Here is an 18393-nt window from a genome sequence, read left to right as displayed (position 1 = left end):
CTGGCTCTAGGCCCGGCTTTCCTTGCGCAATCCACGGATGAGCAACCAGATGAGAAGCACCACCTCGCCCACGAAGGAGATGGTGGAGACGGCGAGTTCGACACCGAACGCCGGGCCCACAGCATCGATGAGATAGCCGGCCCCAGCAAGCATCACGAGAACGCCAATCCAGCGGGGCAGTAAGCCCGTACGCCACCCGAGCAGCGCGAGAGCGATGAGGTGGGCGGCAAACAGGAGCAGGCTTGCATCCCAAATCTGCTGGAAACCGCTGACGTCATCCGCGGTGAGAAGCCTGGATGCCGCCACGGCGAATGCTGCGGCATACGCAAGGCGCAGGCCCGCGGTGATCCGCGCCAGGACGCTGTCAGTTGGGTCGAGCACCGCGACCACGGTGTACGCCACGATCACGTCGAGCATGGCGACGACGAGGAGAATCATCCCTGCCAGAGCGGTCTGTCCAGCAGGAAGTGCCGCGAACACGGCGATGGGGGCGATCACGGCCATCACCGCAAGGCTCGTCCCGGCGACAATCGCCGAGGAACGCATCGATGACACGCCCTTGCTAGCGGGGGTGCGAGTGGTGGTCATTCACTTCTCCTTCATCCGGTGTGTGGCGCGGTCGGGTGTCATGAAAACTGTACTCCATGTCAAGAAGCTTTGACACCTTCGCTGGAAGGAATTGAGCGCGAGCTCCTACGGGATGGCGAGGCCCGCGAATTAGGCCAGAGCTGCGCATCGCTACGCTGACTCCATGCAGGTCTTTGACACCGTCGTCATAGGGGCGGGCGTATCCGGGCTGACCGCGGCGCGCCTGCTCGCACAGGCTGGGCAGCGAGTGGTCGTGCTTGAGGCGCGCGATCGCATCGGCGGCCGCACCTGGAGCCACCGCGCCGACGGCTACGTCGCCGACCGCGGTGCGTCCTGGATCCACGGCATCGACGACAATCCGTTGGCCGATGTGGTGAGTGCCTTCGGCATGCGCACGGCTGAGTTCACGGTCGGCAGCTACCAGCCAGACGGTCGCCCCATCGCCTACTACGGTCCGACGGGGGAGCGGCTGGACGACGACGCGGTGCAGAGGTTCGCCGACGACATCCGCCACTTTGATGAGCATCTCGCTGCCGCCGTTGACGCATCCGAGTCGCACGGCACCTACCAGGAGGCCATCGAGACGGCCCTGGCCGGCCTGGCTTGGGATGTGGACCGCGCGGAGCGCGTGCGCGAATTCCTGCTGCATCGTTCTGAAGAGCAGTACGGGGTGTGGGCTGGGGACCTTGCCGCACGCGGGCTGGACGACGATGTCATTTTCGGGGATGAGGTCGTGTTTCCCGACGGGTTCGACGAGCTCGCCGAAAATCTTGCCGATGGACTCGACGTCAGGCTTGAGCACGTTGTCACGCGTATTGCCTGGACGCCGGATGGGGTCACTGTCAGCACCGACCAGGGCGAGTTCATGGCCGCCAGGGCGACGGTCACGGTGCCGATCGGCGTCCTGAAATCCGGTGACTTCGTCTTTGAGCCGCCCCTGCCTGAGAAGCACGCCAGAGCGATCAGCGGATTCGAGATGAACAACTTCGAGAAGGTCTTCCTGCGCTTCCCCACCAAGTTCTGGGATGACGAGGTCTACGCCATTCGACAGCAGGGTGAGGCCGGCAAGTGGTGGCACTCCTGGTACGACTTGACGGCGCTGGATGGAGTGCCCACCCTGCTGACGTTTGCGGCAGGCCCGAGCGCGATCGAGACGCGATCGTGGAGCGCCGACCAGATCGCCGACTCCGTCCTCGAAGCCCTGCGGGGTGTCTACGGAGACCAAGTCGACGTCCCTCACCAGGTGCTGATCACCAACTGGCAGGACGACCCGTACTCGCGCGGTTCCTACGCCTACATGAAGCCGGGCGCGGGCGCCGATGACCACGACCTATTGGCCACCCCGATCGAGGGCGTGCTGCACATTGCAGGTGAAGCCACCTGGACGGAAGACCCCGCCACGGTCACGGCTGCGCTGCGCTCCGGCCACCGCGCGGCCCAAAACATTCTCGGCCGCGAGTTACCGTTCGGCGCGCTCACGGAGGCGCTCACGTAAGGCGCGGCTCACGCCCCCATCAGGGGGCGATTTCGCTTCCCTTGCACCGCTAGGCCATAATCGAGCCAACCGCGGGCGTGGGGGATTTTCATCACTCTGCCGGGGCATGACCGACAGCACTATGGCAGTGGAAAAGGAATCATGGGTACCTTCCGATCAGCATCACATCAGGGGGGCACACGGTTGCCCGCAATGCGGGGCATGTCCCGCCGACAGCTGCTGGAGTTCGCAGCAATCGCCGGAGGCGTATCGCTCCTCGCGGCCTGCACCACAAAGCCGGGCGGCAGTGTCGCCGGGCCTGGAAATGGTGCAACCGACGAGCTCATCTGGGCCAACTGGCCGCTGTCGGTCGACACCGAGGATGACGGCACCATCCCGAGCCTCGAGCAGTTCAAGGAGCTCACCGGGATCCACACCGAGTACCTTGCCGAGATCAACAGCAACGACGAGTGGTTCGCGAAGGTGCAGCCGCTCATGCAGAACGGCCAAGGAATCCCCGCCAGCCTCGTCAGCCCGACGGACTGGATGGGCGGCCGGTTCATCTCGCTCGACTGGGCCGCTGCCCTGGACAAGTCGAAGATCCCGAACTCGAGGAACCTGCTGCCGGCGTTTGAGAGCCCGGCATTCGATCCTTCTCGCAAGTACTCCTTGCCTTGGCAAGGCTGGCTGGTCGGCATCGCGGTCAACACGGATGTCACGGGCAAGGACGTCCGATCGGTCGACGAGCTGCTGAACGACCCCGCCCTCAAGGGCAAGGTGTCGCTCCTGACCGAGCTGCGTGAGACCACGGGCACGCTGATGCTCGCCAACGGAGCCGACCCGGGCAACTTCACCGACGACGACTTCGACCAAGCCATCGAGGACATCGAAGCGGCCCGTGCAAGTGGCCAGCTGCGACGCTTCACCGGCAATGACTACGCGTCAGACCTCGCGCAGGGCAACCTGGGCGCCTGTCTCGCCTGGGCGGGCGACGTGGTGCAGCTGAGCAAGGACAATCCCGCCATCAAGTTTTTCATCCCCGACTCGGGCGGAGTGCTGATGGAAGACGTGATGATGGTGCCCGAGGGTGCGCCGAACTCGGACGGTGCGCACGAGCTCATCGACTTCTACTTCGAGCCCGAGATCGCCGCGCAGGTAGCGGCGTACGTCAACGCGGTCTGCCCCGTCGCCGGTGCACAGGATGCGATGGCCAACATCGACCCTGAGCTCGCGGACAACCAGCTCATCTTCCCCGACTCCGAGTCGATGAAGCAGATGTTCACTTACATGTCGCTCAGCATCGACGACAACCAGAAGTACCAGTCCGCGTTCGACAAGGCGCTGGGTCTGTGAGCATTACAGACACCACGACCGAGGCCGCCGCAACCACCGTCGGGGCGACAGCCGCCCGAGACGGGGACCTCCAGCTTCGCGGGCTGGTGAAGCGCTACGGCAAGAACACCGTGGTCGATCACCTCGACCTCACGATTCCGAGCGGTGAGTTGTTCGCCCTGTTGGGGCCATCCGGATGCGGCAAGACCACGACCCTGCGGATGGTGGCCGGCCTGGAACAACCCGATGGGGGTCAGATCCTGCTGTCGGGTACCGATATCGCTCAGCTGCGGACGTTCCGGCGGCCGGTCAACACGGTGTTCCAGTCGTACGCCCTGTTCCCGCACCTGACGGTCTTCGAGAACGTGGCGTTCGGGCTGCGAGAGCGGCGCAAGAAGGACATCAAGGAGAAGGTCAACCGGATTCTCGAAACGGTTGAGCTTGCGAGCATGGCGCATCGCAAGCCGGCGCAGCTGTCGGGCGGCCAACAGCAGCGCGTCGCGCTCGCACGCGCGATCGTGAACGAGCCGCAGGTGCTGCTGCTGGATGAGCCGTTGGGCGCGCTGGACATGAAGCTGCGCCGTCAGATGCAGTACCAGATCAAGCAGATCCAGGCCGAGCTTGGTCTCACCTTCCTGCACGTCACCCATGACCAGGAAGAAGCCATGACCATGGCCGACAAGATCGCGGTCATGAACAAGGGCCGGATCGAGCAGATGGGTGCCCCGGAGGAGCTGTACGAGTCGCCGCGTACGGCGTTTGTGGCGAACTTCCTCGGCAGCTCGAACCTGCTGCACGCCGACGTGCGTGGGAGCGAAGGCGACTTCGTGGTCGCGGGTGTCGCGGGGCAGTCGGTGCGTATTCCCCGGGATCGGGTACACAGCACGAACGCTCAGGTCTTCGTCGGCGTGCGGCCGGAGAAGGTTCACCTCGTCGAGGACGGCGCCCCCGACTCTTCAGAGAACGAGATCTCAGGCGTCGTGCTCGACTCCTCCTACATCGGCATCGGCACCGAGTACGTTGTGGCCGTCACCGGGATGGACGACACGATGAAGGCGTTCGTGCAGAACCACTCAACCGCGCGGCGACTCGCCCCGGGCACGCCGGTGAAACTGCGCTGGCACCGGGATCACACTTTCGCGTTGGACGGCAATGAGGATCCCCACGCCGGCGAGGGCAGCCCGGTCGGAGCCGACACGCGCGCCGTGAGCATCGATCCCGAACGCCCGGCCGCCCCGGCCAACCAGGGCCCGAGCGCGTAGTCGGTGTGATGGTGTCCGCACTGAGCGCCGAAAGGCGCAGAACTCTCGCGCCGTATCTGCTTCTCGCCCCCATGGTGGTGTGGTTGCTGCTGTTCTTCCTGGCACCGATGGTCACCCTGCTGATGGGGTCGCTGCAGTCGGGGTCGTTCTCCGAGGGCTTTGCGTTCACCTTCGAGGTGGGCAACTACGTGAGCGCCGTCGGCGCCTATTGGCCGTGGTTCCTGCGGTCCATCACCTACGCGGCGATCGCCACCCTGTGTGCGCTGCTTATCGCCTACCCGCTGGCCTACATGATCGTCTTCAAGGCCGGCCGCTGGAAGTATCTGCTGTTGGTGCTGGTCGTGGCGCCGTTGTTCGCAAGCTTCCTGGTGCGCACGCTGGCCTGGACCACGATCCTCGCCGATCAGGGGATCGTGGTGGAGGTGCTGCGGTCACTGCACATCCTGGCGCCCGATCAGTGGCTGCTCGCGTCGCCGACGGCGGTCATCGCCGGCTTGACGTACAACTTCTTGCCGTTCATGACCCTGCCGATCTATGTGAGCCTGGATCGCCTCGACAAGAGGCTGATCGAGGCCGCCACCGACCTGTATGCGAGCGGATTCCGCGCGTTCCGGCGGGTAACCCTGCCGTTGTCGCTGCCCGGGATCGTGTCGGGATGCCTGCTCGTTTTCATTCCGGCTGCCGGCGACTTCGTCAATGCGCAACTGCTCGGCAGCGTGGACACGCAGATGATCGGCAACGTGATCGAGAGCCAGTACCTGCGCGCTCTCGACTACCCGATGGCATCCGCTCTCTCGGTGTCGCTCATCGTGCTGATCATCGGCCTGGTCACCATCTCGATGCGCCGGTCGCGCACGAACGAAATCTTGTAGGGGAGTGTCATGAGCGTCTCGACGGCTCCGGAGTCCTCGGCTCGGCTGAACTATTCGCCGCTGCGGGAGCGTACGGCCGCATTCTTCGGCCGCCACATCATTCGTGTGATCGGCGCGCTGGCCACCGTGTACCTGCTGCTGCCCATCGCCGTCATCGTCGTGATGTCGCTGAACAAACCAGCTGGCCGCTACAACTTCACCTTCAACGAGTTCACGCTCGACAACTGGACGAACATGTGCGGCCCGTACGGCCTGTGCGAATCGGTGGGGCTGAGCCTGCAGATCGCTCTGGGTGCCGCGCTCGCGGCGACGATCATCGGCGTGCTGGCTGCCTACGCGCTCACCCGGTTCAGGTTCCGGGGGCAGGGGATGGCCAACATCCTGGTGCTGCTGCCGATGACCATGCCGGAGGTGGTGCTCGGGGCGTCCCTGCTCACCCTGTATGTGAACGTCGGGATCCCGCTCGGCCCGGTCGCGATCCTGCTTGCCCACATCATGTTCTGCATCAGCTTCGTGATCATCGTCGTGAAGGCGCGGCTGGCGATGCTCGATCCGAGTCTCACCGAGGCGGCGGCCGACCTGTACGCGACGCCGTGGCGCACCTTCAGGCGGGTCACCCTGCCGCTGGCAGCACCCGGCATCTTGGCCGGAGCCGTGCTCGCGTTCGCGCTGTCGCTGGACGATTTCATCATCACGAACTTCAACTCGGGCAACGCGATGACCTTCCCGATGTACGTGTGGGGCGCGGCCAAGCGCGGAGTGCCGCCGCAGGTGAACGTGATTGCCGTCGTGATCTTCCTGGTGGTGATGGCGCTGGCGGTGACGATGTCGATCGTTGCGACCGTGCGGGCGAACCGGTCGCGCTGAGGTCGTAGCACGGTGCGGGGGCTCTACTGACCGGATGCTTCCTTCGCGTCGCGCTCGAGGGCCTCGACGTCCGCCTTGAGTTGCTTTTTCTCGAGCTTTTCCGCGCGGCGCATGGCCTCTTCGATCCGCGCTTCCATATCGGTCACGCCGACGACAACCAGGCCCGCTTCGCCGTTATCGAGGGATTCGCCGAGTTCCTTCAGGTCGTCGCGGCTCATGCCGGCCGCTGCGTGACCGGCGACGGCCCCGAGAATTGCCCCGCCGGCTGAGGTGGCTGCGAGGAGGCCGCCGCCGATCGCCGCGAACGGGAAGAGCGCGACGACGAGCCCGGTGGCCAGTCCCGCGCCACCGCCGAGCACGCCGCCGACCCGGGTCGGGGTCTCGTGCTTGCGGGTGATTTTCACCTTGCCGTCGTCGCGGCGATGGATGACGGCGGCGTCGTAGGCGTCCATGAGCCCCTCCTTGGAGTGGAGCTCTTTGACTAGGTCGTAGTCATCCTCGGCGGACTTGAGGTCGGGGTAGACGCCGGCGATAACCATGAGGGTGTCGAATGCCATCAGAGTGCCTTCCGGTCGTTCGGGCGAAGTCGCCGGCAATCGTTCAACGGCGGCCGATTTGGACACCAATGTCGCACCGGGACGCCGGTAGCAGCCTCATCCGCGAGGGGTGATCTGCGCCTGAGGTGGCCGCGCTTCGAGATACCCACTCCCGCGTTGAGTGGCATCTCGTGCGGGTCAGCTCGGCTGGATCAGGATCACGCTTCGCGCCCCGCGGCGATCCCTGATGAACGACAGCAGGTCGTACTTGATCTGCGCCAGCGGGTCCGGATCGTCGTTTGGCTGCCACGTCCAACTCGTGTGGCCGGTCGTTTCGAGCCAGCCATCCGGTCCCTTGGCGCTGAAAACACCGTTGACCGAGCGGCGGATGGCGATCGTCGGTGCGTCGGCGACTTCGCCGCGGTTCCGGCGTGCATTCTTGCCGCCCTCTCTGGGGGCGAACCCCATCGAATCTTGCGTGGCACCCGTTGGTGCCTCGCCCGTTCTTCCCCTGGGGCACCCGGAAGTCGATGGACTCGGGTTGCCGCGCGGCCAGCCAGGTACCGAAAGCCGCGACTCGTGAACGTGTCCACACTCTAGCCGGGAGCCACCGACATCCGTCCCCTCATGCCTTGAGGCGGTCGCTCTGCTGCGCCGGCGCCGCATCCAGCGCCCGCAGCATCCGCTCGAGCGTTTCGCGCAACTCAGCTCGGGGAACGTCATCCAAGTCGACCGTGTACTCGACCCCCGCCGGTATCCACGACAACCCATACATGGTCTCCCGGAAGTCACTGCCACCCACCGGCCACCGCGTTCGCAAGTCATCCTCCGCGTTCGCGCCCTGACCCCACTGCCCGAACACCTCGCGCATCTCCGCCAGCGGCAGCTCCATCACCGCCTCTGCCTCCACCGCCTGCCGCACCCACGACCGCGCCACCAGGACGAACTCCTCGATCTGCTCGGGCGTCAGCGGCTTCGGCTCGAACAGCACCCGCGTGTGCTCGACGCCCTCCAGCCGGTCGACCCGGAACGTGCGCCAGTCATCCTTCTCCAGATCCCAGCACAGCAGATACCAGTGCCGGTCCGCCGGGGCCAGCGCGTGCGGTTCCACCCGACGCCGGGTCACCTCACCGGATGCCGCGGTGTAGGTGAAACGCACCCGCTCATGATCCCGACAGGCGAGGGCGAGCTCGCCGAGGACCTCACTTGATACCGCGGCGCCGGCGTTGATACCCGCCGGCTGAACCGCGTCGGCCAGCGCGATGACCCGCCGGCGCAGGGGAGCGGGCAGCACCTGCTCAAGCTTCGCGAGTGCCGTAACCGTCGTCTCCGGCCCCGACACCAGCCGCTGGGAGGCCGCAACTCGCAGCCCGATTGCCATCGCCACCGCCTCCTCGTCGGTCAGCAAGAGAGGCGGTAATGCCGCTCCCGCTTCCAGTCGGTACCCGCCACTCGCCCCCGGCGTCGACTCGATCCGGTAGCCCAGCTCGCGTAGCCGCTCCACATCCCGTCGCACCGTCCGCTCCGTCACACCGAGCCGGTCGGCCAGCTCGGCTCCCGGCCAGTGCCGGTGCGTCTGCAACAGATTGAGCAGCGAGAGCGCCCGTGTAGTCGTATCGGACATGTCCCAAGAATTTCACACATCGCGGACAGAATCTGTCCGCATACCGTCCTACCCTCGACGCATGACCAGCGAACCGATCATCGAAGCGCACTCCCTCACCAAGCGCTTCACCGTCAAGAAGAAGACCGTCGAGGCTGTCACCGACCTCACCTTCCAGGTCGAGCGCGGCGCCCTCGTCGCCTTCCTCGGCCCCAACGGCGCAGGCAAGTCGACCAGTCTCCGGATGCTCACCACCCTGATGCCGCCGACCTCCGGCAGCGCGCGGGTCGTCGGCCACGACATCCTGAAACAACCCGCCGCGGTGCGCTCGAGCATCGGCTACGTCGGCCAGCTCACCAGCGGCAGCTTCGCGCAGCGCGTCCGCGACGAGTTGCTCAGCCAAGGCGCGTTCTATGGGATGTCGGCCGCCGCATCCCGAACCCGCGCCGACGAGCTGATCGAGTCACTCGACCTCGCGCCGTTTGCGACCCGCTCGGTGCAGCAGCTGTCCGGCGGGCAGAAGCGGCGCCTCGATATCGCGCTCGGCCTCATGCACGCACCGCCGCTGCTATTCCTCGACGAGCCGTCGACCGGGCTGGACCCGCAGAGCCGCGCCAACCTGTGGCAGCACATCCTCGACCTGCGCACCGAGCACGGCACGACGGTGTTTCTCACCACGCACTACCTCGAGGAGGCCGACCGCTACGCGGAACGCGTCATGGTCATGGACAAGGGTCGGGTCATCGCGGACGACACCGCCGCCCGGCTCAAATCCCACCTGGCTGGCGACCTGTTGACCCTGAGCTTTGCCACCACGGCCGACGCCGACGCAGCCATCGCGGTGGTGCAGACGCTCACCGACCGTGAGGTCGCGCGCGACGGGCAAGCATCCGTCACCCTCACCGCCCCGGACGGCGACGCACTCCTCCCGGCCGCCGTCCGAGCGCTGGATGCCGCCGGACTGCGGGTTGACCGTGCTACCGGGGTGCCTCCGACGCTCGACGACGTGTTCCTCGCGCTCACCGGGCGCACGCTTCGCGAAGCAGGCGAGGGCGAGCCCAGCGACGAACACCAAGACGAGAACACCGAACCGGCCGCCGCGGCCGAGAAGACAGGAGTCCAGCGATGAGCGCCACAGAAACCGACACCGCAGTCAAGTCGACCCCGACGCGTGACACCTGGAATGTGCTCCGGCGCGAACTGAAGCCGGTCATCCGGGACCCGTTCACGCTCATTTTCAGCCTGGTGCAACCGCTCGTCTTCCTTGGGCTGTTCGCGCCGTTGCTGGTCGGCTCGTCCGGGCAACCGGTCGGCGAGACTCTGCAGTGGTTCGTGCCTGGCGTGCTGGTCATGATCGTGCTCTTCGGCACCGGCGCGGTCGGCTCGAACCTGCAGTACGAGATGATGACCGGCTCGCACGAGCGCACGCTCGTCGCGCCGCTGTCACGCTCATCGCTGCTGGTCGGGCGCGCGCTCAAAGAGATCGCACCGATCGTGGTGCAGGCGCTCATCATCGTGCTGATCGCCTGGCCGTTCGGCTTCACGATCCACGTCCCAGGGCTCGTGATCGGCCTGGCGCTGCTGGCGGTCTTCGGGATCGGCCTCGGGTCGCTGTCCTACTCGCTCGCGCTGGCGACGAAAGATCGCGAGTGGCTGTTCTGGGGTGTGCAGCAGACGCTGATCTTCCCACTGCTGATCCTCTCCGGCATGCTTTTGCCGCTCGACGAGGGTCCGGGCTGGATGCGCGCCGTCGCAGTCGTCAACCCGATCAACTGGGTAGTGCAGGCCGAGCGGATGCTGTTCGCCGGCGATCTGGGGAGCGTCACCGTGCTCTGGGGCTGGGTCGCCGCGCTGGCGCTCGCCGCGGTCGGACTGTGGGTCGGCATCCGGTCGATGCGCAGGAGCAGCTGACCCTATTCGGCGTTCAGCTCCACCTTTGGCTCGACCGAGCCCGCGGTGCGGAGGAACACGATGAGCCAGGCGAAAATAAGCACGAACGCGATCAACTCCACCGCTGTCAGGGTGTAGTACCCGGTGACGTAGAAGATCGCCAGCACGACGATCACCCCGACGAAGACATAGCCCAACAGAACGAAGACCCGCGGCATGGAGGGCACGAGCCACGGCAAGGCAATGACCATCGCCACGTAGATGAGAGCCATCCCGGAGGCGGTCAAGCCATGAATGGCGAAGAACTCATCTAGCGTGAAGATCCCGACGCAGGCGAGCAGGATGCCGATGAGGATCAGTGCAAGCCGAACGAGATAGCGCCCGCGTGCCTCGGCCTGTGTAGCGGTGGGCAGCCACGCGGTTGCATAGTGCGAGATCGTGGTGACCATGACGCCGGCAATGATCAAGGTCAGGTTGAAAGCCAACGCCGAGATGTCGTCATTGATCCCGAGCGTACTCAGGTTTTCCTTCCACCAGAGCGGATCGCTGGCGCTGAGCATGCTCGCCAGTGTGCCGACGGCGAGGAACACGGCCAGTAGGAGCGAGAGCAGCATCGGTGTGAGGTTGATGGCGGAGAGGAACGCTGCGTAGGCGGTGATCGCCATGATGACGCCCGCGAGCACTGCAGCCGAGGTCCCGTACACCTCCGCGCCTTGGAAGCTCGCACTGAAGACAGAAGCGAGGCCGATCCAGCCGAGCAGGGCGATGACGGCGTGCGCCGCGCAGATCGCCGCTACATCGAACCAGCGCAGCCGACGCCAGGTACGGGTATCGCGCTGCTGAGCTGATCTGAGCAGGCTGGCATAAAGGACGGCAAGAAGTGCGGCGATGCCCGAGCCGATCGCGGCGAACTCCCCGACGGAGCCGCGGCCGGAGATCGGCAGGTCGCGTCCCCAGAAGACGAACAGGGCCGGTATCGTTCCGGCCACGAAGACGACGGCTCCGACGAGGAGAGCGGAGGACTCGCGAGCCTCGGCATCCGCGATCGGGTTCTGGATGACGCGGGAGAGGGATGTCGCTCGACTCACTGGGCACCTCCAGCGGTTCAGCGCGTGCGCGCTATTGATGCGGAGCGTACACCCGGCGACTTTACGGAACCACTCGAGCTGGGCCCCTCTAGTCGGTGACCACCCGATGCGCCCACACGGCGGCGAGGATCATCGAGATTCCCGCAGCGCCCGTCCCCAGCGCGCCGACCGTCTCCGTCCACGGGGTGGTGTCGTGCGATGTGTAACCGGCGACCAAGGGAGCCATCAGCAACGTGGAGAAGAGCTGGCCCGACACTGTGTCGATCAGGAACATGCAGGCCAGTGCGGCGGCGGGGGCACGGAACAGCCAAAGAACCCCGAGAGCGATCACGCCGACGAACGCGCCGAGGCCCAGCCATCCCGAGGGTTGCAGGGCGACTGGAGAACCAGCGAGGCCCGACAGAAGAGCGCGCAATCCGTACATCACCAACCAGCTGGCGATGACGGCTGCAATCACGAACTCCAGGAGGATGCGGATGCCGCGGTGCGATCCCTTTCTGGGCATGCTCACGACCGCGATCGTCATGGCCAACACGCCGCCCGCAGCGATCAGGATGCCCGCGCCGAAGAGCTGCGCCGCGGTGCCGATGCTCTCCCAAGGTTCAGCGGGATAGGTGTAGTCGTAGAGATGGTCTTCGACCGAAAGTTTGTTACCCGGGAACGCGCCCCTGAAGACCACCCACCGCTGAAGCGATGCCGCGAGTTGAAGCGCAGCGGAGGTGAGAAACAGCGCGGCCGCAATGAGCGACCACGTCACTGATGCGCGCGGGAGGCGGATTGCCTGCGTACGTTGCTCTGGAACATCCACAGCCGACATGCGCTCATCATCCCCCATAAGAGGGGCGAGCGGAAGCCTTTGCCGAGTCCCACTCAGCTCAGTCGTAGATTGCGACGAGATCCCATCGCTCCAGGTTGGTCTGGCGGACGTCAAAGACGTGCGTTTCGCCCGCCGGACTGGTTCCCTGGAATCTCCAGCCGACCCGCGGCTGCAACGGATGTGTCGGCGCCTCGGCGATGTATCCGTAGAGCGCGGTCGGTGTGTCGGTGACGGAGTACGTCGTCCCGCGCCACTGCACCCACGCGGGTACGGCTCCAACGGTACGCACGATGACCGGCTCATGGTCGAGTTGCATAATCTCACCCTAGCTAGTTCGCTCGAAACTATGTTCGATGAAACGATGCTAGTGATGTGAGTCGTCGACTTCAAGCGAGGTGCTTACCCGCCCATTTCCAGAAGCGCGCCGTAAGAAACGATGGAGCCAGCGGCGTCGCAGGCAAGAGTGACTGCAGTGGTGGCCCTTTGGAATTCAGCATTGTCCTCGCCGACGCCGTCCGTGGCTGCTCGCTGAGCCTCGCGAAGGCTTGGAGTGACGCTCGAGTCTCCAAAGACAGTGTGCACCCAAGCATCCTTCAGTGCCGCAAGCCGGGAGTCGTAGGCGTCGTCGTCGATCAGTCCGTTGTCGTGCTGCCACCAAGATCGGGCTTCGATGCCCCGAAGTGCGCTGAACTGGCCGCACTCCCAGTCGGCATTCCCGACTCGGTCCATCATGTCCACCGGGGCTGCGGCCGAGGGTGTCGGCTCGGCACTCGCCGGCGATGGTGCCGGTTCGGGTGCAGCCGAGCAGCCGGACGTGACGACCGCCGCCGCGACCAGGAGAACAATCGTCAGTGTGCGCGCCGTTGCAGTCATCCGGTTTCTGTTACTCCCACTCGGTACGTCACGTGGGTGACGAGCGACGTCGAGCGGCTGCTTACCGGCTCGAGGTCAAGTCCCGCATTGCCTTCGAAGAGACGCTCACCCGCGCCCAGCACTATTGGGGCAATGTGCAGTCGCAACTCATCGATGTAGCCGGCGGCCAGGTACTGGTTGATGGTGGAAGCACCGCCGGCAACGGACACGGACGATTCACCTGCCGCAGCGCGGGCCTGCTCCATCGCAGCCTCGATTCCCTCGGTGACGAAGAAGAATGTGGTCCCACCGTCCATCTCCAACGGGTCGCGAGCATGGTTAGTCAGTACGAACACGGGGGCGTGATACGGCGGCTCGTCGCCCCACCATCCGCTCCACGGCTCGTCCCACTCGCCGCGGATGGGGCCGAACATGTTCCGACCCATGATGAAGGCACCCGCTTCGGTGATGGCGGCCAGTTCCGCAGCGTGCTGCTCCGGTTCCTCGAACATCCACCGGTGCAGGTGCTCGCCGCCTACTCCGAGCGGTTCGTCCAGGGTCTGATTCCGCCCGGCCACAAAGCCGTCGACCGAAATGCCCACGTCACACGTCACTAAGCCCACCGCCCGCGCCTCTCGTTGTGCTGCTCTTCGAACGCCTTTGGTTGCAGAGTTCATCTCATTCTCGAGGCTAGCGCCAACTGCTGACAGGTAGTCAGTGCTCGTAGTGACAGGGGATCGGGGTCGGCGCTTGCATCTACATCAGCTCAGGCGCTGCGTCAGATGAACGGTGACCTCATCGCCGATGTCCTTTCTCAGGAGCTTGCGAAGTTTCGCGCTGATCGAGAGCATGTGACCACCGCGACCGGTTGGCATGAATGATGTGGTCACGGGCTGATCATCGACCGTTGCATTGACCTTGACGGCCTTGCCTGTTCCAAAGAATGCGGTTGACTCCGGCATCTCGACGCATGACCAGATCTCGCCCTTGACGTCCACGCCGATGGTCGCGGAGAACGTGTGATCCAGGTCTTGGGGCATTCCCGGGGTAGTCACGCGATCCTGCCCGTCAGATGCACAACGACCTCGTCGCCAAGTCCTTTGTTCAGAACCTTTCGCAACGCAGCCCGGAGGGCCAGCATGTGTGTGCCGCCGCCGACGGGCAGCATGGTCGCCTCGTAGTCGTGGCCATCGACCGTGCCGCAGACTCTCACTGATTTGCCCGTCCCGAATATCTCGGCCGAGTCCGGCAGTTGCACGCAGAGCCAGCCGCTATTCGAGTCGGCAATCACCTCAGCGCTGAAAGTGACGTCAATCGGCTGTGCCGTCCTAGTGGTGTTCGCCAATGCTGGTCTCCTCGCGTTGATCATCGATAGCACTACTAAAACAGTAGTGTGCACTCCTTGACAAGTAGTAACATTCGAGGGTGGCGACGCGCAGAACCTATGGCTCATACAACGACGGATGCGCGTCGGCGCACGGCCTCGACCTCATTGGCGAGCGGTGGGCGCTCATCGTTGTGCGGGAACTACTGCTCGGACCCAAGCGATTCGTCGATCTACAACGAGATATCCCAGGAATTGGTCCCGCGGTGCTCACGCAACGGCTTCAGGATCTCGAAGAGGTAGGCGTGGTGGCGCGCCACACCTCGTCGGCGCCTACGCACGTGATGCTGTACGACCTCACCGACTGGGGGCGCGAGCTCGAGGCGGTCAACACAGCCCTGTCGCTATGGGCTGTCCGCTCCCCAATGCTTCCGGTAGACGCCGATATGAGCCCCGACACCCTCGTCTTGGCAATGCGAGCGCATGCGCGGCCACTCGCTCATGGCGCCCGTGGTCGCCGGGTCGGTCTTCAACTAAGAGACTCCCGCCTGATCGACCGAGATCCTGTCGAATACCTCGCGACAGTGACAAAGGAAGGGACCTCCATCACAAAGGAAGTCGCCCCCGACGACGTCGATGCCCGCGTTGTCAGCACGACACGGGCATGGAAAGGCCTCGTAATTGGCGGGGCTCCGCTCGACAGCAGCGAGGACACGACGGTGCAAGGCGACCGAAATGCGGTCCTCTCCCTGCTTGACGCCACGCGACTACAGACACCGCTTGAGGCCGTTGTTTGAACGCTTCTAGCTCGCCCGATGCGTCAGCGACCAGGTCACGCGGAATGCACGAGCTGGTCGAGGGAGCGCGTCAGGATTGCTTCCACGGTTCGCCGGTCGATGCCGGAATCGTTGATCCATTCCAAGCAGATCGCGATCACGAAACCGGTCCATCCTCGGACCGCCAATCGCGCTGCCGGGCCCGGGTTTGTGGTGCCGAGAAGCTCCAAAACGATACGTTCGACGTGCTCTCGGCTCTCCGAGATCACGCCGCGGATCTCGCTATCAAGACGGAGCGCGCCCTCGTGTAGGAGTCGGTAGCCATCCGGATGCGACTCGACATAGTCCAGGTAAGCGGCCAACGCGGCGGGCAGATCTTGTCCCTCGATCGCCGCGCGCAGGGCGGTTGACTCATGCTGCACGACCTCGCGGGCCAGTTCCTGTTTGGACGGGAAGTAGTGGTACAGCAGTGCTCGGGAGGCGCCGGCGTGCTCGGCGATCTCATCAATGGAGACGTCCTCGTATGGTCGCGTTCCCAACAACTGGGCCGCGGATCTAATCAGTTCAAGGCGCCGCTGCTCGGTCGTCAGGCGCCGGCGCACCGGTTTATTAGACATCAGTTCAATAATGTACGCTCTCTTGTTATTGAACTCAAGGTCTAATAGGAGGGTGGCATGGGCGTGCACGGGAAAAACAAGCGCATCACCGTCGCGTTGTGGGTGGCGTTCGCGGTGTCTCAAGCGAACATCGCACGGCTGCTGCTTCCGCTGGGGAGCGATGTCGGACGGCTGCAGACCACTGCTGACCCCACGGTCTTCCGCAAGATCATGGGTGGCTGGACGCCTGCGCAACGCGAGCAATATCAGCGCCACCTCGGGCCGGACACCCTGCATCCGTTCCTGTATGCGGCAGCGTTGATCGCCTCGGGACGAGCCGTTCGACAACCCGCCCAGCCGCGAGCGGTGACGTTGGCGTTGATCGCGGCACCGGCGGCATCGGCCGTGCTTGACCTAGTCGAGAACGCCTTCCACGCGCGGTTCACCGCACGGCCCGACGACATCACCCCAAGAGATGCGGCGCTCTCGGGCGCGGCAACGCGCACAAAGTGGGCGCTCGCGCTGGGCAGCGCTGTATGGATCGGTGTCCAGGCGGTGCGGGGGAGTCGGTCATGAAGCTGGTGAGCTTTCGGCTCACGGAAGCAGATCGGGCCGAGATTGCGTTCGGCGCGGTGCGTGGTGCCGAAGTCGTTCGCTTCACGTCCGCTGCGGGCCATGACGTTCGTGGACTGGACTCCATGGACTCCTATCTCGCCGGCCTCCCCGACACCTTCGACCGCGCCGCGGCGATCGTTGCCGACCCCGCGCAGCCCGCACTGCGACTGAACGACGTGCAGTTGCTCGCGCCGCTTCCGCAGCCAGCGGCCCTACTGGATTGCGGTCTGAGTCCGAAGCATCTCCGCGCATCCACCCGGACCCTGTTACGCCGCAGCCTGCCATTCGGTGTGGGCAGGCCGGTGGGCGCGCTACTCGGCCGTGCGGCTGCTCGGTCGAAGACGCTGCGCTTCTATAAGGGCAATCACTACTCCATCAGCGGCACCGGCGACACGATCGATTGGCCCGACTTCACCGCCTACCTCGACATCGAACCGGAACTCGCGATCGTCACCGGCGCCGAACCCCAACAGCACTCTGCCTGGGTCGAACCTGCCGGCTACCTCATCTACAACGACGCCAGCGCGCGCGACGTGCAGCTGGGGGAGATGCTGTTCACCGGCCCCGCCAGCAGCAAGGACTTCGACACCGGCAACGGCATCGGCCCGTACCTAGTCACCCCAGACGAGGTGCCTAATCCGCTCGACCTTGCCGTAACAGTGACGTTCGACGGTCGCTCCGCCTGGACCGGAACCACCAGCGACTACTCCCTCCACCCCGCCCGGATGCTCGCCCACATCCTTCGTCGTCGCTCGCTCCCTGCAGGCACAGTCGTCGGGATGGGAACTATCCCCGGCTGCTGCGGACTGGACCGCGACGAATGGCTCGAGCCGGGGGAGGCATTCACCATCAACATCGATGGACTGGGCAGCCTTGCCCAACGATTCGGCACGCCGGCGACGATGCCGACCACAGGTTGGGGCCGCCGGGCGCCAAAGGACACTTAGTCGTCGAGGTGGGGGAGCGGCTTAGGGCGTTCCCTCAGGCATCCAGCGCGCAACGGAACCCGATGTGCGACATGCCGGTGTCCTCCGCCTGCGGCGAGCGCGCCGCCGGGCGGAAGCGCAGGCAGTACTCCGGCGAGCACAAATGGGAGCCGCCCTTCAGAACGCGCCGAGGCATAGGCGAGTGCTCCTGCGCGCTCGCAGCGGCGAGCAGGTTCTTCCGCTTGCCCGGGTCGACAGGGTTGTCGGTAAGCCTTAGATGCCGCGGCGTGTAGTAGTCCGTGGTCCACTCCCACACGTTGCCTGTCATGTCGTGCAACCCGTAGCCGTTGGGTGGGTACGAGCCGACCGGAGCGGCGTCTCCTACCCCTTGGTTGTCGTACGGGAAGTGCCCGAGCCACGAGTTCGCTTGGGGCACGCCGGCCGGGTAGGGCTCGTCTCCCCAGGCGAAACGTGCGCCGACCAACCCGCCGCGGGCCGCGTACTCGTGCTCGGCCTCGGTGGGCAGACGCACACCCGCCCATTCTGCGTAGGTCCAGGCATCCTCGAACGCGATGTGGACGACCGGATGCCGCAGTCTGCCTGCCACTGTTGAACCCGGGCCGAATGGCTCCCGCCAATACGCGCCGGGCTGCCAGCGCCACCAGTTGCGCCAATCTCGCAGGTCGACCGGACCCGGCGTGGGCGTGAACACCGTTGCGCCAGGCACCAGTTCGGCGGGATCCGCGCCGGGGAAGTCCGCCGGGTCGAGGTCCCGCTCTGCGACGGTGGCGTATCCGGTGTCGTCGACGAACCGCCCGTAGTCCTCGTTCGTGACTTCGAACCGGTCGATCCGAAAGGACCTCACCTCGCGTGAATGGACAGGGCGTTCGTCGGGGTAGAACTCATCCGATCCCATCAGGAGGACGCCGCCCTCGATGAGCACCATGTCACGAGTCCCGGTCGATGATGAACGAA

Annotated in this window: 23 protein-coding genes and 1 riboswitch; of the genes, 10 read left to right on the top strand and 13 right to left on the bottom strand. The window is 65.1% G+C overall.

Annotated features, from left to right (window positions below; genetic code table 11):
• Positions 1-6: 6 nt before the first annotated feature.
• A complete protein-coding gene (locus tag IRG63_RS11215; RefSeq protein ID WP_193510160.1) occupies positions 7-588 on the bottom strand; it encodes a DUF4386 family protein in 582 nt (193 codons plus the stop codon).
• Between the two features lie 163 nt (positions 589-751).
• Between IRG63_RS11215 and IRG63_RS11210 the strand changes: the two genes are divergently transcribed.
• The 5 genes from IRG63_RS11210 (at position 752) to IRG63_RS11190 (ending at position 6395) form a co-directional block, all read left to right on the top strand.
• On the top strand, positions 752-2083 hold the full coding sequence (locus IRG63_RS11210) for an NAD(P)/FAD-dependent oxidoreductase (RefSeq protein ID WP_193510159.1): 1332 nt from the start codon (positions 752-754) through the stop codon (positions 2081-2083).
• A 201-nt stretch (positions 2084-2284) separates the two neighbouring features.
• A complete protein-coding gene (locus tag IRG63_RS11205) occupies positions 2285-3415 on the top strand; it encodes a PotD/PotF family extracellular solute-binding protein (RefSeq protein WP_193510157.1) in 1131 nt (376 codons plus the stop codon).
• Positions 3412-4656 (top strand): ABC transporter ATP-binding protein, encoded by a 1245-nt coding sequence (locus tag IRG63_RS11200; RefSeq protein WP_370566242.1) that lies wholly within the window; start codon positions 3412-3414, stop codon positions 4654-4656. Before IRG63_RS11205 ends, IRG63_RS11200 begins: the two co-directional genes overlap by 4 nt.
• A gap of 8 nt (positions 4657-4664) precedes the next feature.
• On the top strand, positions 4665-5528 hold the full coding sequence (locus IRG63_RS11195) for an ABC transporter permease (protein WP_168627578.1): 864 nt from the start codon (positions 4665-4667) through the stop codon (positions 5526-5528).
• A 9-nt stretch (positions 5529-5537) separates the two neighbouring features.
• Positions 5538-6395: an ABC transporter permease gene (locus IRG63_RS11190; protein WP_193510156.1), complete on the top strand. Its 858-nt coding sequence runs from the start codon at positions 5538-5540 to the stop codon at positions 6393-6395.
• A 23-nt stretch (positions 6396-6418) separates the two neighbouring features.
• Here IRG63_RS11190 and IRG63_RS11185 read toward each other — a convergent pair whose 3' ends face one another.
• From IRG63_RS11185 to IRG63_RS11175, 3 genes are all read right to left on the bottom strand, one after another.
• Entirely contained in the window at positions 6419-6952 is a 534-nt protein-coding gene (locus tag IRG63_RS11185; protein ID WP_168627576.1) for a DUF1269 domain-containing protein, read from the bottom strand.
• Between the two features lie 177 nt (positions 6953-7129).
• Positions 7130-7399: a hypothetical protein gene (locus tag IRG63_RS11180; protein WP_193510155.1), complete on the bottom strand. Its 270-nt coding sequence runs from the start codon at positions 7397-7399 to the stop codon at positions 7130-7132.
• A riboswitch (SAM riboswitch) is annotated at positions 7397-7516 on the bottom strand. (Overlaps the previous gene by 3 nt.)
• A 40-nt stretch (positions 7517-7556) precedes the next feature.
• Positions 7557-8555 (bottom strand): YafY family protein, encoded by a 999-nt coding sequence (locus tag IRG63_RS11175; RefSeq protein ID WP_168627574.1) that lies wholly within the window; start codon positions 8553-8555, stop codon positions 7557-7559.
• Between the two features lie 61 nt (positions 8556-8616).
• On the opposite strand from IRG63_RS11175, the gene IRG63_RS11170 reads away from it, so the two are divergent.
• Together IRG63_RS11170 and IRG63_RS11165 are read left to right on the top strand one after the other, a co-directional pair.
• The gene (locus IRG63_RS11170) at positions 8617-9663 is read left to right on the top strand and encodes an ATP-binding cassette domain-containing protein (protein WP_193510154.1); all 1047 of its coding nucleotides are present in this window, start codon (positions 8617-8619) and stop codon (positions 9661-9663) included.
• Complete coding sequence (locus IRG63_RS11165; protein WP_193510152.1) at positions 9660-10445, top strand: ABC transporter permease; 786 nt, start codon at positions 9660-9662, stop codon at positions 10443-10445. Before IRG63_RS11170 ends, IRG63_RS11165 begins: the two co-directional genes overlap by 4 nt.
• A 2-nt stretch (positions 10446-10447) precedes the next feature.
• Here IRG63_RS11165 and IRG63_RS14120 read toward each other — a convergent pair whose 3' ends face one another.
• The 7 genes from IRG63_RS14120 to IRG63_RS11130 form a co-directional block, all read right to left on the bottom strand.
• On the bottom strand, positions 10448-11512 hold the full coding sequence (locus tag IRG63_RS14120) for a DUF998 domain-containing protein (protein WP_168627572.1): 1065 nt from the start codon (positions 11510-11512) through the stop codon (positions 10448-10450).
• Positions 11513-11600: 88 nt separating this feature from the next.
• Positions 11601-12329: a hypothetical protein gene (locus IRG63_RS11155; protein ID WP_168627571.1), complete on the bottom strand. Its 729-nt coding sequence runs from the start codon at positions 12327-12329 to the stop codon at positions 11601-11603.
• 58 nt (positions 12330-12387) lie between these two features.
• The gene (locus tag IRG63_RS11150) at positions 12388-12645 is read right to left on the bottom strand and encodes a hypothetical protein (protein ID WP_168627570.1); all 258 of its coding nucleotides are present in this window, start codon (positions 12643-12645) and stop codon (positions 12388-12390) included.
• Positions 12646-12728: 83 nt separating this feature from the next.
• The gene (locus IRG63_RS11145; protein ID WP_168627569.1) at positions 12729-13202 is read right to left on the bottom strand and encodes a hypothetical protein; all 474 of its coding nucleotides are present in this window, start codon (positions 13200-13202) and stop codon (positions 12729-12731) included.
• On the bottom strand, positions 13199-13804 hold the full coding sequence (locus tag IRG63_RS11140; protein ID WP_349236200.1) for a dihydrofolate reductase family protein: 606 nt from the start codon (positions 13802-13804) through the stop codon (positions 13199-13201). The genes IRG63_RS11145 and IRG63_RS11140 overlap by 4 nt, the downstream gene beginning before the upstream one ends.
• Positions 13805-13942: 138 nt before the next feature.
• Positions 13943-14236 (bottom strand): DUF1905 domain-containing protein, encoded by a 294-nt coding sequence (locus tag IRG63_RS11135; protein WP_370566241.1) that lies wholly within the window; start codon positions 14234-14236, stop codon positions 13943-13945.
• Complete coding sequence (locus IRG63_RS11130) at positions 14233-14526, bottom strand: DUF1905 domain-containing protein (RefSeq protein WP_193510151.1); 294 nt, start codon at positions 14524-14526, stop codon at positions 14233-14235. The genes IRG63_RS11135 and IRG63_RS11130 overlap by 4 nt, the downstream gene beginning before the upstream one ends.
• Before the next feature lie 80 nt (positions 14527-14606).
• Between IRG63_RS11130 and IRG63_RS11125 the strand changes: the two genes are divergently transcribed.
• Positions 14607-15302 (top strand): helix-turn-helix domain-containing protein, encoded by a 696-nt coding sequence (locus IRG63_RS11125; RefSeq protein WP_168627565.1) that lies wholly within the window; start codon positions 14607-14609, stop codon positions 15300-15302.
• 35 nt (positions 15303-15337) lie between these two features.
• On the opposite strand, the gene IRG63_RS11120 is transcribed toward IRG63_RS11125, so the two are convergent.
• The gene (locus IRG63_RS11120) at positions 15338-15883 is read right to left on the bottom strand and encodes a TetR/AcrR family transcriptional regulator (RefSeq protein ID WP_168627564.1); all 546 of its coding nucleotides are present in this window, start codon (positions 15881-15883) and stop codon (positions 15338-15340) included.
• A 72-nt stretch (positions 15884-15955) separates the two neighbouring features.
• Between IRG63_RS11120 and IRG63_RS11115 the strand changes: the two genes are divergently transcribed.
• Positions 15956-16453, top strand: coding sequence for a hypothetical protein (locus tag IRG63_RS11115; RefSeq protein WP_193510150.1), 498 nt, complete (start codon positions 15956-15958; stop codon positions 16451-16453).
• The gene (locus IRG63_RS11110; RefSeq protein ID WP_193510149.1) at positions 16450-17439 is read left to right on the top strand and encodes a fumarylacetoacetate hydrolase family protein; all 990 of its coding nucleotides are present in this window, start codon (positions 16450-16452) and stop codon (positions 17437-17439) included. Before IRG63_RS11115 ends, IRG63_RS11110 begins: the two co-directional genes overlap by 4 nt.
• A gap of 34 nt (positions 17440-17473) precedes the next feature.
• Here the strand turns inward: IRG63_RS11110 and IRG63_RS11105 are convergent, their stop codons facing one another.
• Complete coding sequence (locus IRG63_RS11105; RefSeq protein WP_193510147.1) at positions 17474-18364, bottom strand: formylglycine-generating enzyme family protein; 891 nt, start codon at positions 18362-18364, stop codon at positions 17474-17476.
• Positions 18365-18393 lie beyond the last annotated feature (29 nt).

Source organism: Cryobacterium sp. BB736 (assembly GCF_014980265.1).
GTDB lineage: Bacteria > Actinomycetota > Actinomycetes > Actinomycetales > Microbacteriaceae > Terrimesophilobacter.
The sequence above is the reverse complement of the archived record's forward strand: the minus strand, read 5'-3'. Positions and strand labels throughout refer to the sequence as shown.